The sequence below is a fragment of the Rhizobium sp. P1_E6 genome (genome assembly GCF_056405875.1).
In genome coordinates, this window is sequence record NZ_JBFUBG010000080.1 from 16,022 (window position 1) to 31,349 (window position 15,328).

Annotated in this window: 18 protein-coding genes and 1 pseudogene; 4 read left to right on the forward strand and 15 right to left on the reverse strand. The window is 59.3% G+C overall.

Features of this window, described 5'->3' with window-relative positions; genetic code table 11:
* Positions 1-33: 33 nt before the first annotated feature.
* Together AC1D35_RS27295 and AC1D35_RS27300 are read left to right on the forward strand one after the other, a co-directional pair.
* A complete protein-coding gene (locus AC1D35_RS27295) occupies positions 34-678 on the forward strand; it encodes an HD domain-containing protein (protein WP_113311455.1) in 645 nt (214 codons plus the stop codon).
* A 9-nt stretch (positions 679-687) separates the two neighbouring features.
* Complete coding sequence (locus AC1D35_RS27300; protein ID WP_113311504.1) at positions 688-1,545, forward strand: MOSC domain-containing protein; 858 nt, start codon at positions 688-690, stop codon at positions 1,543-1,545.
* A gap of 19 nt (positions 1,546-1,564) precedes the next feature.
* On the opposite strand, the gene AC1D35_RS27305 is transcribed toward AC1D35_RS27300, so the two are convergent.
* The 13 genes from AC1D35_RS27305 to rpoZ all read right to left on the reverse strand — a co-directional run bounded on the left by AC1D35_RS27305 (position 1,565) and on the right by rpoZ (position 11,988).
* Entirely contained in the window at positions 1,565-2,560 is a 996-nt protein-coding gene (locus AC1D35_RS27305; protein WP_113311456.1) for an aldo/keto reductase, read from the reverse strand.
* Between the two features lie 99 nt (positions 2,561-2,659).
* Complete coding sequence (recO, locus tag AC1D35_RS27310; RefSeq protein WP_113311457.1) at positions 2,660-3,430, reverse strand: DNA repair protein RecO; 771 nt, start codon at positions 3,428-3,430, stop codon at positions 2,660-2,662.
* A gap of 54 nt (positions 3,431-3,484) precedes the next feature.
* Positions 3,485-3,853, reverse strand: a complete 369-nt coding sequence (locus tag AC1D35_RS27315; protein WP_477832845.1) for a response regulator — start codon at positions 3,851-3,853, stop codon at positions 3,485-3,487.
* 58 nt (positions 3,854-3,911) lie between these two features.
* On the reverse strand, positions 3,912-4,157 hold the full coding sequence (locus tag AC1D35_RS27320) for a hypothetical protein (protein ID WP_162748623.1): 246 nt from the start codon (positions 4,155-4,157) through the stop codon (positions 3,912-3,914).
* Between the two features lie 37 nt (positions 4,158-4,194).
* Complete coding sequence (locus AC1D35_RS27325; protein ID WP_113295193.1) at positions 4,195-4,947, reverse strand: Crp/Fnr family transcriptional regulator; 753 nt, start codon at positions 4,945-4,947, stop codon at positions 4,195-4,197.
* A 204-nt stretch (positions 4,948-5,151) separates the two neighbouring features.
* Positions 5,152-6,090 carry a GTPase Era gene (era, locus tag AC1D35_RS27330; RefSeq protein ID WP_477941046.1) on the reverse strand — a complete coding sequence of 313 codons (939 nt, stop codon included), beginning with the start codon at positions 6,088-6,090 and terminating at the stop codon, positions 5,152-5,154.
* Positions 6,091-6,098: 8 nt separating this feature from the next.
* Positions 6,099-6,815: a ribonuclease III gene (rnc, locus tag AC1D35_RS27335; protein ID WP_113295191.1), complete on the reverse strand. Its 717-nt coding sequence runs from the start codon at positions 6,813-6,815 to the stop codon at positions 6,099-6,101.
* Positions 6,812-7,555, reverse strand: coding sequence for a signal peptidase I (gene lepB / locus AC1D35_RS27340; RefSeq protein WP_113295190.1), 744 nt, complete (start codon positions 7,553-7,555; stop codon positions 6,812-6,814). Before lepB ends, rnc begins: the two co-directional genes overlap by 4 nt.
* 114 nt (positions 7,556-7,669) lie before the next feature.
* Positions 7,670-8,074 carry a holo-ACP synthase gene (gene acpS, locus AC1D35_RS27345; protein WP_113295189.1) on the reverse strand — a complete coding sequence of 135 codons (405 nt, stop codon included), beginning with the start codon at positions 8,072-8,074 and terminating at the stop codon, positions 7,670-7,672.
* 34 nt (positions 8,075-8,108) lie between these two features.
* Positions 8,109-8,699 (reverse strand): DUF2062 domain-containing protein, encoded by a 591-nt coding sequence (locus AC1D35_RS27350; protein ID WP_113295188.1) that lies wholly within the window; start codon positions 8,697-8,699, stop codon positions 8,109-8,111.
* A 145-nt stretch (positions 8,700-8,844) separates the two neighbouring features.
* Positions 8,845-8,994, reverse strand: a complete 150-nt coding sequence (locus AC1D35_RS27355) for a DUF3563 family protein (RefSeq protein ID WP_113295187.1) — start codon at positions 8,992-8,994, stop codon at positions 8,845-8,847.
* A gap of 195 nt (positions 8,995-9,189) precedes the next feature.
* The gene (locus AC1D35_RS27360; protein WP_113295186.1) at positions 9,190-11,424 is read right to left on the reverse strand and encodes a RelA/SpoT family protein; all 2,235 of its coding nucleotides are present in this window, start codon (positions 11,422-11,424) and stop codon (positions 9,190-9,192) included.
* A 159-nt stretch (positions 11,425-11,583) separates the two neighbouring features.
* Positions 11,584-11,988, reverse strand: a complete 405-nt coding sequence (gene rpoZ / locus AC1D35_RS27365) for a DNA-directed RNA polymerase subunit omega (RefSeq protein WP_113295185.1) — start codon at positions 11,986-11,988, stop codon at positions 11,584-11,586.
* Positions 11,989-12,285: 297 nt separating this feature from the next.
* On the opposite strand from rpoZ, the gene AC1D35_RS27370 reads away from it, so the two are divergent.
* Positions 12,286-12,867 carry a LabA-like NYN domain-containing protein gene (locus AC1D35_RS27370; protein WP_007820126.1) on the forward strand — a complete coding sequence of 194 codons (582 nt, stop codon included), beginning with the start codon at positions 12,286-12,288 and terminating at the stop codon, positions 12,865-12,867.
* Between the two features lie 141 nt (positions 12,868-13,008).
* Here AC1D35_RS27370 and smpB read toward each other — a convergent pair whose 3' ends face one another.
* Positions 13,009-13,488: an SsrA-binding protein SmpB gene (gene smpB, locus AC1D35_RS27375; protein ID WP_007820124.1), complete on the reverse strand. Its 480-nt coding sequence runs from the start codon at positions 13,486-13,488 to the stop codon at positions 13,009-13,011.
* A 101-nt stretch (positions 13,489-13,589) separates the two neighbouring features.
* Complete coding sequence (gene dapA, locus AC1D35_RS27380; protein ID WP_113295184.1) at positions 13,590-14,474, reverse strand: 4-hydroxy-tetrahydrodipicolinate synthase; 885 nt, start codon at positions 14,472-14,474, stop codon at positions 13,590-13,592.
* Between the two features lie 215 nt (positions 14,475-14,689).
* On the opposite strand from dapA, the pseudogene AC1D35_RS27385 reads away from it, so the two are divergent.
* Positions 14,690-15,328, forward strand: a pseudogene (locus AC1D35_RS27385) (lytic transglycosylase domain-containing protein); the annotation flags it as partial.

Sequence of the window (15,328 nt, forward strand, 5' to 3'; positions counted from 1 at the left end):
TGGATACGAACCCTTTGAAAACCGGTGACGACAATGTTCAAGGCCGAAGCCTTCTCTCCCCACGAGTCTCTGGCTGTGGAGCTCATTCCACATGCGACCGAGGGTGACGACGGGTCTCACGACCTCGCCCATATTCTGCGTGTCTTCCGCAATGCCATGCGCATCCACGCCGCGGAAGGCGGCAAGGGCCGTGTGTTGGCCGCTGCCGTGCTGCTGCATGATTGCGTCGCCGTCGAGAAGAATTCGCCGTTGCGCGCCCAGGCCTCTGCGCTCGCAGCAGAAAAAGCTTCGCGGATATTGAAAGAGCTTGGATGGGGCGATGAGGATATCGCCGATGTCGCCCATGCTGTGACGGCGCACAGCTTCTCGGCGAATGTGCCGCCGGAAACGCTGGAAGCGAAGATCCTGCAGGATGCGGACAGGCTGGATGCCATCGGCATGGTCGGCGCGGCGCGCTGTTTCTATATTGCCGGGCGGCTCGGATCGGGACTCTACGATCCTTTCGATCCTGCCGCCGAGGGCCGTCCGCTCGACGACAAGCGTTATGCGATTGACCATTTCCAGACGAAGCTGTTCAAACTGGCGGATGGTTTCCAGACCCGGACCGGCCGTGAACTGGCAGCGGCCCGCGACAGGAGCCTGCGCGACTTCCTCGCGGCATTTATGGACGAAATCTAGGAGCCTATGATGCGTGTCAGCGATCTCTTCATCTACCCGCTCAAGAGCGCCCGCGGTATCGCCCTGCCCTCTACCGAGATCGATGCCTACGGTCTGCCCGGGGACCGGCGTGCCATGGTGACGGACGCGGACGGACATTTCATCACGCAACGCGAGCTGCCTGCGCTCGCCCGCATCGACGTGCGGCCCGAGGCCGGCGCTTTTCGGCTGCTGATGCAGGGCAAGCCGGAGATTGCCGTGCCGCCGCCGCATCCGGACCGGCGGCTCGACGTCATCGTCTGGAGATCACCTGTCAGCGCAGCGCTAGCCGACGACGACAGCAATGCCAGGCTTTCGGAATGGCTCGGTCGCGAAGTGAAGCTCGTCTTCTTCGACGGTCAGGCTCAACGAACGGCCAATGCCGAATGGGCAGGCGGAGACACACCGGTAACCTTTTCTGACGGCTACCAGATCCTGGTGACGACGACTGGATCGCTGAAGGCACTGAACGCCGACCTCTCGGCCCATGCCGAAGGCGGCGTCGGAATGGAGCGCTTCCGGCCGAATGTCGTCATAGACACGGATGAAGCCTGGGCAGAGGACCGCTGGGCGGCAATCGAGATTGCCGGTATCCGCTTCGACCTCGTCAAGCCCTGCGCCCGTTGCATCATGACGACGCAGGACCAGTTGACGGGTTCACGCGAGGTGGCGAACCCCATGCCCGCCATGGGCCGCATCCGCATGTCGGGCGACCGGCGCGTGCCCGGCCCGCTTTTCGGCTGGAACGTCACCCCGCGTGGCACCGGCAGGGTCACGATCGGCGACCAGGTAAAGGTCATCGAGGCCCGGCCGGAGGGCTGGGCCTTCAAGGTTCGCGCCCGAGCATAGGCCTTGGCCTTTTCTGGCCTCAGACGCGGGCCAGCGCCGTGTCGATCTCTGCCATCACATCAGAAGGCAGCGGGCCCTTTTCCAGCGCGCCGGCATTTTCCTCGACCTGCGCAACCGTCCGGAAACCAGGAATGGGCAGGGTGCGCGGCGAACGCGCCCAGAGCCAGGCGAGAGCGCCCTGGGTCAGCGTGCGTCCATCCGATATGAGAAGGCTGCGCACGGCATCGAGCCTTGCTGCGAATTCGGGCGCGATACGGCCATCTCTAAAATAGACCATCCATTCGAGTGCGGCACCGCGTACATCCTTGGCACCGACGGCCTTTTCCGGCGTGAACTTGCCTGTCAGCAGGCCCATGGCAAGCGGACCGCGATTGATGGAGATCAGATCGTTCCTTTCGACCACATCGATCATCTGAGGCACGGGCTCGAAGACGTTCATCGTATGCTGGATCGAGACGAAACCCGGCCGGCCGGCATGGCGGGCGGCACGATCGGGGAAATCCGTGCTCCAGCCGATAGCGTCGATCTTGCCCTCCACCCGCAGGGCCTGCAGCGTATCGAAGACTTCGTCGGACTGTTCCAGCGGAAAATCATTGAGATGGAATTGCAGGAGATCGAGACGCTCACGCTTCAGCCGGCCCAGCGACGTCTCGACGGACTGGCGGATGAAGGCCGGATCGGCAAAGGCGCCGGTCGCCTGCTTCGTCTCCGGATTGGTGGCAAAGCCGAATTTGGTCGCGATGACGATATCGGCGCGATTGCCGATCGCCTGTCCCAGGACCTCTTCCGAATGGCCGGCACCGTAGTTCGAGGCCGTATCGAAGAAGCGGATGCCAAGATCGATCGCACGGTTGATGGCTGCAATGGATTCATTATCGTCCACCTCGCCCCAGCCGAGCGGCGTCTCGCCGGCAAAGAACGGGCCGCCGATCGCCCAGCAGCCCATGCCGAGGCGGGGGATCTCCTGCCCGTTCCAGAGCTTGATGGTGGTCGATGTGTCGGGCTTCGTCAGCATGGCTTCCTCCTTGAGCGTTCGATCCAAGGAGAGATAGGAGGCCCACGCATGGGGGTAAACCGCCAAAATTGAAGACTGTTTTGCAGAGATGAAAAGCCGTCAGGCAGAAAGTTCATCCGGCGGGGAAAGCGTCCGGGGGGTCGGGTTCAGTGCCCTGAGTGCTGCCTGAACGAAGCCCTCACGCGCCGCCGAAGCCTCCAGACCACGCGGCTCGTAGACATGGCGGTGCAGAAAGAATCCAGTCAGACGGAATGCCGTCGTAAGGCCTTCAAGATCGGCTGCGTGGTTTTCTTGCGTACTCAGGAAATGCGGCAAAAGCAGCATCTTGTCGGCCCAGGGTTCTCCGGCACTGCGGCTGACGGCACGGCCGGATTTCGGCGAGACATAGGCAAGATCGGCGCGGGTACCGGTCGCCGCACATTCCGAGAGGTCGAGGCCGAAACCGAGATCGTTCAGCACTGCGAGTTCGAAGCGGACGAAAAGCTCGCCGGCATCGGCGGGATTGTGGAGATGGTCGAGAATGACTTCCAGCGCCTCGAAGAGATGCGGATGCGGATCGCGCTCCGGCAGCAGACGCAAGAGGGCTCCCATCGCCTGCACGCCATAGACGGCGGTTGCCGTCTCCATCAGCCGCGCGGCGCGCAGCTTCACCGGTTCGAGGCGGAATTCACCGAGATGTTCATCCAGCCGGGCACGCCAAGTGACTTCCACCTCGTTGCCGGGCTGCAGCACCGGCTGCATGGTCCGCGAGCGGCCGGAACGGACGAGACCGAGATGACGGCCGCGCTCACGTGTCATCACCTCGGCGATGACACTCGTCTCGCCGTGGCGCTTGACGCCAAGAATGATCGCCTGGTCCTGCCATTGCATCGGAAAACCGTCCTTCAGTCTGCCGATTCATTCTAAAGCACGGCTAGAACTATGTCATTCCGCTGGCGATGGAAAAAGCTTCTGGAGGAAGTCGCGCATCGCATTCTCGTCGAAAGGCTTGACGAGAAGCGGCACGTCCTGAAGGTCTGTCGGGAAATCCTGTGTATCGGAATAGCCGCTGACGAAGCCGAAGGGAATATTGGCCTGCGACAGATCGCGCGCGAAATCGAAACTCAGCGCCTCACCCAGATTCACATCGAGAAGCGCGAAATCGTAATCTGCGACTTGGATTGCGTCCCTGGCCTGATCGAGGCTATTGGCGATATCGATGGTATCCGCGCCGACCAGGCGCAGAATATCCTCCGCCTCCATGGCGATGATCAGACTGTCTTCCAGGACCAGAACACGGGTTCTTGCGTTCATGATCTCCATGCCCCTCGTGAAGCGCAAGCATTGCAGCGCTTCGACCTTTTTGCAAACATCATTCCGTCGGTGCCCCGCCTGGACCGTTGACGGTGGTTGCCCACCAGAACTGGATAGCCACATTTTCGCCTCCCGTCGATAAAACGAAAATCGGGGAAAGATGACGCGACTCTATTTTTTCCGGCATCGCTTTGCATTTAAAAAAGACATCAAGGCTGACCAATCCTAGCAGGAAACTCCAAAGCGTGTCGCGATCTTTCAGATTCGCTTGCCACGCTTCGAGGCTTTGTTTGACGCATGTCATTTTCGCAAAACCGCTGCACAGTTTTGCGCGACGTGCTTTAGATGAAAGGCCGCTTTCCTTCGCGCAACCCTTCCCAGCCCGCCACCTGCATCAGACCTTCTCCGTCCAGCACATCGCAGCCGCGCTCCTGCCAGCGGATGAGGCTTCGCGCGGCGAGCTTTTTTAGTGTCTTGTTGGTGTGAACGATCGAAAGGCCGAGCGTATCGGCAATGTGCTGCTGCGTGATCGGGATGACATTGCGGCCATTGAAAAGGCCGAATTTCCGTGCGCGTTCGAAGAGGAAGGCGATCAGATACGCGGCTCTTTCAAGCGCGGTGCGGCGTCCTATGCTCAACAGGTGTTCGTCGAGTATCCGTTCTTCCTGCGCCGCTATCCAGGTGATGTCGAAGGCCAGCGAAGCGTGCTTGTTATAGAGAGACATCAGCTTATCGCGCTCGAAGACGCAGAGCGTTACCGGCGATAAAGCCTCTACGGAGTGCTGCATCTCGCCCATGATCGTGCCCTGCAGACCGACCAGGTCGCCCGGCATGACGTAATTCAGGATCTGCCGGCGGCCATCCTCCAGCATCTTGTAACGGAAGCCCCAGCCGGAGAGCACGGTGAAGAGGTGGGCGCTATGAGCGCCTTCGACAAGGATGGTCGCCCCGGCATCGACGGCCAGTTCCCCCCTCTTGAACTTCGAGACGAATTCCAGTTCGTCACGGTCGAACTCCCGGAAATGCGGTAATGGCCGCAACGGACACTGCTCGCAGGGTGTCTTGAAGGAATGGGTAGGTTTTGCCGTCGCCATCTTGTCCCTGCCATCGCAAAAACCGGCGCTGCAGGGTGCAGCGCCGTTGGCAGGTCAATGCGCAGACAGGCCGATTTGTTCCTTGGAACAGGCAGCAATTTTTACACGGAAACAAGGAGCTGGAGCCCGCTTGCCGGTTTTCTTGTCACTTTGCTTTCCGCATGTTGTTATCACAAACCGCTGCACACTTTTGCGCGACATGCTTTAACGCGGGAAGTCGAGACCCATCTCACGAAAGCGTTCGGGATCATCGCCCCAGTTTTCGCGCACCTTGACGAACAGGAACAGATGGACTGGCTGTTCAAGGATTTCAGACAGTTCACGGCGGGAGGCGGAAGAGATCGCCTTGATGGTTTCGCCGCCCTTGCCGAGTGCAATCTTCTTCTGGCTGTCGCGCTCGACATAGATGACCTGTTCGATGCGCACGGAGCCATCCTTGCGCTCTTCCCACTTTTCGGTCTCGACATGCGAGGAATAGGGAAGCTCCTGATGCAGGCGCAGGAACAGCTTTTCGCGGGTGATCTCGGCGGCAAGCTGGCGCATCGGCAGATCGGAGATCTGATCTTCCGGATAATACCAGGGGCCTTCCGGCAAGGTCTTTGCCAGATAATCCATGACGTCGTCGCAGCMGGAACCGTTTTCAGCCGAGATCATGAAGGTCTGCTCGAAGGCGATCTTCTCGTTTGCTGCAGCGGCAAGCGCCAGCAGGCTTTCGCGATTGACGCGATCGACCTTGTTGAGCGCAAGGAGCTTCGGTTGCGGAACATTCTTGAGGCCTTCGAGGATCGCCTCTGCATCGCCACGCAGGCCGCGCTCGCTATCGATCAGCAGCATGATGAAGTCGGCATCCTTGGCGCCGCCCCAGGCCGACGTCACCATGGCGCGATCGAGGCGGCGGCGCGGCTTGAAGATGCCGGGCGTATCCATGAAGACGATCTGCGCATTGTTGTGGATGGCAATGCCGCGCACAATGGCACGTGTCGTCTGCACCTTGTGGCTGACGATCGATACCTTGGCGCCAACGAGGCGGTTGACCAGCGTCGACTTGCCGGCATTGGTCGGTCCGATGAGGGCGACAAAGCCGGAATGCGTCGGACTGCTTTCGGCAGCGTTCTCGGCTGCCATTTCGTTTTCTTCTGTCATTGATCCCGTCAGTTTCCGGCAGACGTCGGCTGCCAAATGCCTTCGCGCTCGAGCATTTTCGTAGCAGCGACCTGTTCTGCGGCGCGTTTGGAGCGCTCTACTCCCGTTTCCGGTGTAACGCCAGCAACTTCTACAGTCACCCTGAAGCGCGGATCATGATCCGGTCCGCTGCGTTCCTCAACCCGGTAGACGGGCGTGACGCCAAATTTGGCGTGCGACCATTCCTGCAGCTCGGTTTTCGCGTCACGGCGGGCGCCATCGGCCCGCACGGCCCTGCCTTCCCAGTACCGCAGGATGAAACGACGGGCGACCTCCAGGCCGCCATCGAGATAGAGAGCGGCAATCAGGCTTTCGACGACATCGGCCCGCACGTTCATCATGCGCTTGCCGGTGAGCTTTTTCACGTCGGCGCCGGTACGGATGTAAAGATGGAGATTGAGTTCGTCTGCAACCGCCGCGCAGGTTTCGGCGCTGACGAGCTGGTTCAACCGCACCGAAAGTTCGCCTTCCGCCGCAGTCCCGAACGTGCGGAACAGCAACTCGGCGATGCTGAGTCCGAGAACCCTGTCGCCGAGAAATTCAAGCCGCTCGTAATTGCCCTTGTCGGTACGCGCGCTGGCATGGGTCAGCGCGCGGTCCAGACGTTCCTTTTCGGCAAATTCATGCCCGATCAGGGTTTCAAGCTTTGCGCGGTCCGCCGCTGAGAGCGTCTGCGCCTTGCTCATTCAACAACCTTGAAGAGGCGGTCCCAGCGCATATTGGTCGGCCATTTCCAGATTTCGCGGAAGGACGTGTCGTTGCCGAGCGAGAAGAAGATAACGCTGGCGCGGCCGACAAGGTTTTCCGCGGGGACGAAGCCGACATCGAAGCGGCTGTCGAGCGAGTTGTCGCGGTTGTCGCCCATCATGAAATAATGGCCTTCCGGAACGATGAACTCGCGGGTGTTGTCGCCGCGCGAGACCGGCGACTGATCGAGCGTGTCGTAAGTCTTGCCAGTGTCCAGCGTCTCGCGGAATACCGGCACGTCCTGGCCCGGATCGAGCTTATAATCGGAGTTGAAGGTACCGTCCGGCACCTTCGGAACCGGCTTGCCGTTGATATAGAGAATACCGTCGGTAACCTGGATATGATCGCCCGGCAGGCCGACGACGCGCTTGATGTAATCGACATCAGGATTCGGCGGGAAACGGAAAACGACGATGTCGCCGCGCTTCGGATCGGAACCCAAAATGCGGCCGCTGAAAATGTCAGGCGAGAAAGGCAGCGAATATTTCGAATAGCCGTAAGCAAACTTGTTGACGAAGATATAGTCACCGACCAGCAGTGTCGGCATCATCGAGCCCGAGGGAATGGTAAAGGGCTGGAACAATACAGTCCTGATAACCATCGCCAGGATCAGAGCCTGGATGATGACCTTGATATTTTCCCAGAGGGCGTTCGGCTTGGCTTCGACTTTTTCGGACACGCAGTCTTATTCCTTCAAGACGCCATAAAGGCGCATTTCGTTCTGATGTTCTCTCTAGCGGCTTCGGCCGATGGCGGCAATAACGACGGCATTAAAAGCGACGAGAGGTCGCTATCATACGGCATCCGGCAGCGCTTCGATGATCACAAAAGCCTGAGCCAAGGGATAATCATCGGTTATTGTCAAATGAATGGCGGCCTTGTGACCTGCCGGCAGCAGAGCCTGCAGCACGGTTGCGGCACCACCCGTCAGCTGCATCGTCGGCTTGCCGCTCGGCAGGTTGACGACGCCCATATCCTTCCAGAAAACCCCCTGCGAAAGCCCCGTGCCGAGCGCCTTGGAACAAGCCTCCTTGGCGGCAAAACGCTTGGCGTAGGATTCGGCGCGGTTGGCGCGGCGATCCGAGCGAGCACGCTCGACCTCGGTGAAACAGCGATGCGTGAAGCGGTCACCGAAACGCTCGATGGATTTCTCCACGCGTCTGATGTCGATGAGGTCGCTGCCAATGCCGATGATCATGCGAAAAGCCTTTCGGAATGATTCTGCTTCGGGCTCAGACGGTCGGCAGATCGGCGGCGGGATCGGCGATCCGAAGCCGCGCACGCTCCATCAGCCGGGCGCGTCGGCGCGCCTGAAAACCCCGGACGGTGTAGAATGTCAGCACATAAAGCGCAACCGAAGTAACGGTCGCGGGCGGGATGGCGCCAATCAGCATCGGCTCCAGCACCGGCTTCCAGAGTTCCGTGAAATGCAGTTTCTGGAACAGCTCGGCGAGATTGATCGACTGCCCGTCCATCTGGTCCTGCCGGCTGAGCAGCAGGTGACCGACTTCCCAGGTGATGCCCCAGATAAACGGATAGGTCAGCGGATTGCCGAATGCAGCACAGCCAAGGGCTGCCGCCACCATATTCCCCGACAGGAAATAGGTGATGACGAAGGCCATGATGAAATGCACGCCGATAAAGGGTGTCCACGAAACGAAGACACCCGCAGCGACGCCGACCGCAACGGCATGCGGCGAGGCAGTCAGGCGCAGGACGCGCATCATGAGATATCTTGGCGGGCGCAGAAAACCCTTGCGAGGCCATACGAGCTCTCGCAGCTTTTCCATAAATCCCGCAGGTTTGCGACGACGAAACAACATGGCCGGTATTTAGTGCAGCGCACATGACCATGACAAGAGCGGCAAATGGAACCGCTTAACAAACAGGCCGTCTATTCTTCTTTTCTTTCGAGGGGCGTGGATCATGCATAACGCCCCCTTCCTTGCGTCAAGTATATCTCAGCGATTAGCGGCTGCGGAAGATGCCGCGATCGACCTGGCGCTGACGATATTCAAGATCGATACGGTCATGCGAGCCATTAAGATAGGCCATTTCACGTTCCTGAGCGGTCGGAGCGCGAAGAGCGCGGGCGAACTTTCTGATCGGTTCAAACATTGCTTTACCTCATCTTCGTTTCATTTCTTGATGACCAGAAGATAGTCGTCGCAACGGTTAATTACCACCACTGTAACCTGAGCACAGCCATGCGCAATGCGCATGGCTTGCCATTTCGATGTGCCCATCAGGCCATTAAATGGTCACAAAATGTGCAAACCGCAATTCTATCGAGGGTAATAATTTAACAAAATCCTACTCATAGAGACGCCGGATCGTCGCAATGCAGTCGAGATCCTTGAGTTGAGCAAGAAGCTGATTGAGCTGACGCAGGTCCCAGACCTCCACCTCCAGCACCATTTCGGTGAAGTCTGTTGCCGCACGCACAGTATTCAGCATGCGAATGTTGACGTCGAGGCTTGCCACCGTCTGCGCCACCTTGGCGAGCGTACCGGGCTCGTTCAGCGCGTTGACCATGATGCGGGCCATGAAGCGGGACTTGTTGGCCTCGTCCAGATCCCAGCGCACGTCGATCCAGCGGTCCGGCTGATCGTCGAAGCGCTGCAGTGCCGGCGACTGGATGGGATAGATGGTGATGCCCTTGCCCTTATCCATGATGCCGACGATGCGATCACCTGGCACAGCACCGGTCGGCGAGAACTTGACGTCGACATTGCCTGAGAGACCACGGATCGGCACGATATCGGGATCGCTCTCGGTGGAGGCGCGTTCGCCAGCGAGATCAGCCTTGGTCTTGCCGGGGATCTTGAAGATCATGCCGGCGGCACTGCGAACGTTGAACCAGCCCTCGTCACCGGCCGGCTTGACGGTAACACGCTCGTCCTGATGATCGGGATAGACGGCGCGCAGCACGTCGAGCGAGGACATCTCGCCGCGGCCAACGGCGGCGATCGCATCTTCCACGTCCTTCTGCCCCAGACGGTGCAGGGCCGGCTTCATGGCTTCGCGCGAGAAAATCTTGCCGGCACGTTCGAAGGTGCGCTCGAGGATGCGATGGCCAAGACCGGCATATTGCTTGCGGATCGCCACGCGCGTCGCGCGCCTGATGGCGGCGCGCGCCTTGCCTGTGACGACAATCTCTTCCCAGGCGGCCGGCGGCACCTGCACGCCGGAGCGGATGATCTCCACTTCATCGCCATTGTTGAGGCGGGTGACGAGCGGCATGATGCGGCCGTTGATCTTGGCGCCGACAGTCGTGTCGCCAATATTCGTGTGGACGGCATAGGCGAAGTCGATCGGCGTCGCGCCGCGCGGCAGCGCGATCAGCTTGCCCTTTGGCGTGAAACAGAAAACCTGGTCCTGAAACAGCTCGAGTTTGGTATGTTCGAGGAACTCTTCAGGGCTGTCGCCTTCCGCCAGCGCCTCGATCGTATGCCTGAGCCAGGAATAGGCATTGCTTTCGCGCGACAGGATGTCGCCATCAGCATTGGTGGCGCCGTCCTTATAGAGCGTATGGGCGGCGATGCCGAACTCGGCGATCTCATGCATGCGCTTGGTGCGGATCTGCAGCTCGATACGCTGCATCGACGGGCCGACGATCGTCGTGTGCAGCGACCGGTAGTCGTTCTGCTTCGGCGTCGAGATGTAGTCCTTGAAGCGGCCGGGCACGACGCGCCAACGCGTATGGACGATACCGAGCGCCCGGTAGCAGGAGGGAATATCCTCGACGATGATGCGGAAACCGTAGACATCCGAAAGCTGCTCGAAGGAGAGCGACTTCGACTGCATCTTGCGGAACACCGAATAGGGCTTCTTCTGCCGGCCCTTGACATAGGCAGCCGTCAGCCCGCTCGCAATCAGGAGGTCGCGCAGTTCGGCTTCGATCTTCTTGACCAGCCCTTCATTGCGCTTCGACAATTCCTCGAGGCGCTTGGTGACGGTCTCGTAGGCCTCCGGGTTCATGTGCCGGAAGGACAGCTCCTCCAGTTCCTCGCGCATGTCCTGCATGCCCATGCGGCCGGCAAGCGGCGCATAGATTTCCATCGTCTCTTCGGAAATGCGGGCGCGCTTTTCCTGCGACATATGGTCGAGGGTGCGCATGTTGTGGAGGCGGTCGGCAAGCTTGACCAGCAGGACACGCACGTCATCGGAAATGGCAAGCAACAGCTTACGCAGATTTTCCGCCTGCTTGGCCTTCTTGGTCACGAGGTCGAGCTTCTTGATCTTCGTCAGACCTTCGACCAGGCGGCCGATATCCTCGCCGAAGAGCTCGTCGATCTCGGCGCGAGTCGCCGTGGTATCCTCGATCGTGTCATGCAGGAGGGCGACTGCGATCGTCGATTCATCGAGATGCATGTCGGTCAGGATGGCGGCCACTTCGAGCGGATGCGAGATATAGGGATCGCCGCTCGCCCGCTTCTGCTGCCCATGCTTCTGCATGGCATAGACATAGGCTTTGTTCAGCAGAGCTTCGTTGGCATCGGGCTTGTATTTCTGAACCCGCTCGACGAGCTCGTACTGCCGCATCATTCCAAAGCCACTCCAATAAAATAAAAGGGCGCCAATCGCAGACTGGCGCACACATGGGCAATATTATGCCTAAGCCTTACAGGCGCAAGATTGATGATTGGTAATCGTCGATCTTTTGCCGCGCAGGAAGCCCCGGCCGCTCAGAGGCCAGGGACGCGCTTAGTAATCGTCGCTCTTTTCCGGCGGGACGAGGCCTTCGATGCCGGCCAGAAGCTCTTCTTCCGACATCTGGTCGAAGGTGATCGTTTCCGGCACATCGTCCTGCTCTTCGCCATCGGCGGCGGCCGTCGTACCGGCTGCGATCAGGCTTGCCGGATCGGGCTCCGGCTCGTCCACTTCCACATGCTTCTGCAGCGAGTGGATCAGGTCTTCCTTCAGATCATCGGGCGACAAGGTYTCATCGGCGATTTCGCGCAGAGCCACAACCGGATTCTTGTCGTTGTCGCGATCGATCGTGATCGATGCACCCTGGGAAATCAGCCGGGCGCGGTGGCTGGCGAGCAGAACCAGCTCGAAGCGGTTCTCCACCTTGTCAATGCAATCTTCTACTGTGACACGGGCCATTGCCTGTCCTTTGCGGTCGTCTTTTCAGGATTAAAACGCCCGATACAATTAAAACCGGGCAAATTCAAGTTTTTCGTTAGGGTCCCCTCGCCTTTATCCGTAGCCGGTCCAAATTTCCATGCACAACATGACATTTCCACCGGGGGTTGCTTGGAATATCGCGAATCGTGCCCTAAATCTTTCATATATGAATAATTCATAAAGTATGAAACAGCTCTACGCCACATCCACAAGCCGCTGTTTTTATTGGCCTGGGTGGCTTATGGATTTCGATTACTCTCTTTGGATTGGTAAGCGATGTTTGACCCACGCGAGAAAATTGCACTATTCATAGACGGCGCCAATCTTTACGCTGCATCCAAGAGTCTCGGCTTCGATATCGATTACCGCAAACTATTGAAAGCATTTCAGAAACGTGGATATCTGCTGCGCGCTTACTACTATACCGCGCTGATCGAAGACCAGGAATATTCCTCGATCCGTCCACTGATCGATTGGCTCGATTATAACGGCTACAAGGTCGTGACCAAGCCCGCCAAGGAGTTTACCGACTCCATGGGACGTCGCAAGATCAAGGGCAACATGGATATCGAGCTCGCGATCGATGCCATGGAACAGTCCGAAACGGTCGACCATCTCGTCATCTTCTCCGGCGACGGCGATTTCACCAATCTGGTCGAAGCGCTGCAACGCAAGGGACGCAAGGTTTCGGTCATTTCGACCATGTCGACCCAGCCGCCAATGATCGCAGACGACCTTCGTCGTCAGGCCGACCACTTCATCGATCTTCTGTCGCTGAAAGCCGAGATCGGCCGTGATCCTTCCGAACGTCCCCCGCGTCCCGCCGAAGTGGCGCCGGCCAGCGATTTCGAAGACTAAAGCGCGTCGCGATCTCTAGGATTCGCTTGCCACGCTTTAGTCTTTCGTTTTCGCATGTCGTTAGCTCAAAACCGCTGCACACTTTTGCGCGACATGCTTTAAGCCTTCATTCACGAATTGCAGAATGCCGCAGGCAAATGATCAGCCGTTGTCTTTCAACAGACGGCTCTTTTGCCTGTTCCAATCGCGCTCCTTCTCGGACTCGCGCTTGTCATGTAGCTTCTTGCCCTTCGCGAGCGCCAGCTCGATCTTGGCGCGGCCTTGATCGTTGAAGTAGATCTTCATCGGGATCAGCGTCATGCCTTCGCGATTGATGCCCGCGCGCAAACGGTTGATCTCACGCCCGGACAAGAGCAGCTTGCGACGGCGACGCGGCTCATGGTTGAAGCGGTTCGCCTGCAGATATTCCGGCAGATAGGAATTGATCAGCCAGATCTCGCCATCCTCGTCGGAAGCGTAGGATTCGGCGATATTTGCCTTACCTTCGCGCAATGACTTGACCTCGGTGCCCATCAGCACCAAGCCCGCCTCATAGGTATCGATGATCTCGTAGTTGAAGCGAGCCTTGCGGTTTTCCGCAACGACCTTCTTCACGATACGCTGGCTGCCTTTGGGGGCCATAACGATAATTCCATTTGAGGGGCGCGAATGCCGCGCCCTCATTTCCTGTCATCTATGTAAGAGAGCGGCCCGGTCTTGTGAAGACAGGCCGGTTTGCAGCCTCAGTTGAGCAGGCCGGCGTGACGCATGGCAGCATCGATCGCCGCCTCCGTCGAGGGTTCCAGCGAGGACATCAGCGGAGAGCGAACAGTGCGGCTCATACGGCCGAGCTTCGCGAGGCCGTATTTCGCGCCACAGACGCCCGGCTCCATGAAGACAGCCTTGTGCAGCGGCATCAGCCGGTCCTGCAGCTCCAGAGCCTTGGCATAGTCACCGGCAATCGTCGCTGCCTGAAACTCTGCGCAGAGGCGCGGCGCGATATTGGCCGTGACGGAGATACAGCCGACGCCGCCATGAGCGTTGAAGCCGAGAGCGGTCGCATCCTCGCCGGAAAGCTGACGGAACTCCTTACCGCAGGTGATGCGCTGCTCGGAGACGCGCTCGATCTTACCCGTCGCATCCTTGACGCCGACGATGTTCCTATGGGTTTTGGCAAGCGCCCCCATCGTCTCCGGCGTCATGTCGACCACCGAGCGGCCGGGGATGTTGTAGATGTAGATCGGCAGGTCAACGGCTTCGGCGATCGCCGAATAATGGGCGATCAGGCCCTTTTGAGTCGGCTTGTTGTAATAGGGCGTGACGACGAGCACCGCGTCGGCGCCGACCTTCTCGGCATGCTGGGCAAGCTCGATCGCTTCGCGCGTATTGTTCGAGCCGGCGCCGGCCATGACAGGCACGCGTTTGCCCGCAACTTCGATGCAGAGCTCCACCACCCGTTTGTGCTCGGCATGCGACAACGTCGGCGACTCACCGGTCGTGCCGACCGGAACGAGGCCCTTGCTGCCCTCCCCGATTTGCCACGCGACATGAGCGGCGAAGCTGTCTTCGTCGATCAGTCCGGCATCGGTGAAGGGGGTTACGAGCGCGGGGATGGACCCATTGAACATGCAAAGCTCCTCACGGCCGATATCCTTGCTTCAGCCGCATTCCATGAATAAGAGTTGCGCACCATAGAGCGGCAAAATGGCTGCGACAAGCGCGCATAAGTCGGATAGGGCAAATTCCGATAGCAAATGTGAATGAATTTTACCTGTTATGGTAAGGTTTCGTTAAGATGCCTCCAGCCAAATGGAAGGGCATGTTTTCGTTGCGAGTCATACGGATGAAGAGAGCCGTTCTGATCCTGTCCGCCTTCGGCCTGGTGGCCGCGGCCTGGGGCAGCGCCGCATCGCCGCTCCCCGGCGAGGGCGCCCCCGCGCCGGCCGTCAAGCCGCTGGGCTTCGTGCCGGAGACATCATCCTTCCCCGAGGCGATTACGACCGGCGCCATTCCGCGCAATTCGGCGATCGCGCCTGTCAGCAGCGATCTGAAGGCGGGTCTCGATGCGCTCTCCAACAAGGATCCGCAGCAGGCGCTCGCCATCCGCAATACGATGGCGGCAGGAACACTCGACCGCCATATCCTGACTTGGGCAATCGCGACTTCCGGCCTGAAGGGCGTTCCCTCCTATGAGATCGCCAGTGCTTCGGACGAGCTGAAGGGTTGGCCGGGTCTCGAGCGGCTCCGCGGTAATTCCGAGCGCGCGCTCTATGACGAGAATCCCGCTCCTGCTGCCGTGCTGAACGCCTTCGGCGATACCGCGCCCGAGACGTGGCAGGGTGCGATCATCATGTCGCGCGCGCTTGTAGCAACCGGCAAATCTGCGCAGGCGGCGAAATATATCGGCAAGATCTGGCGCGGACAGGCGCTCGACAAGGCGACCGAAGACAAAATCTTGGCCGAATTTGCCGGCGTGCTGACC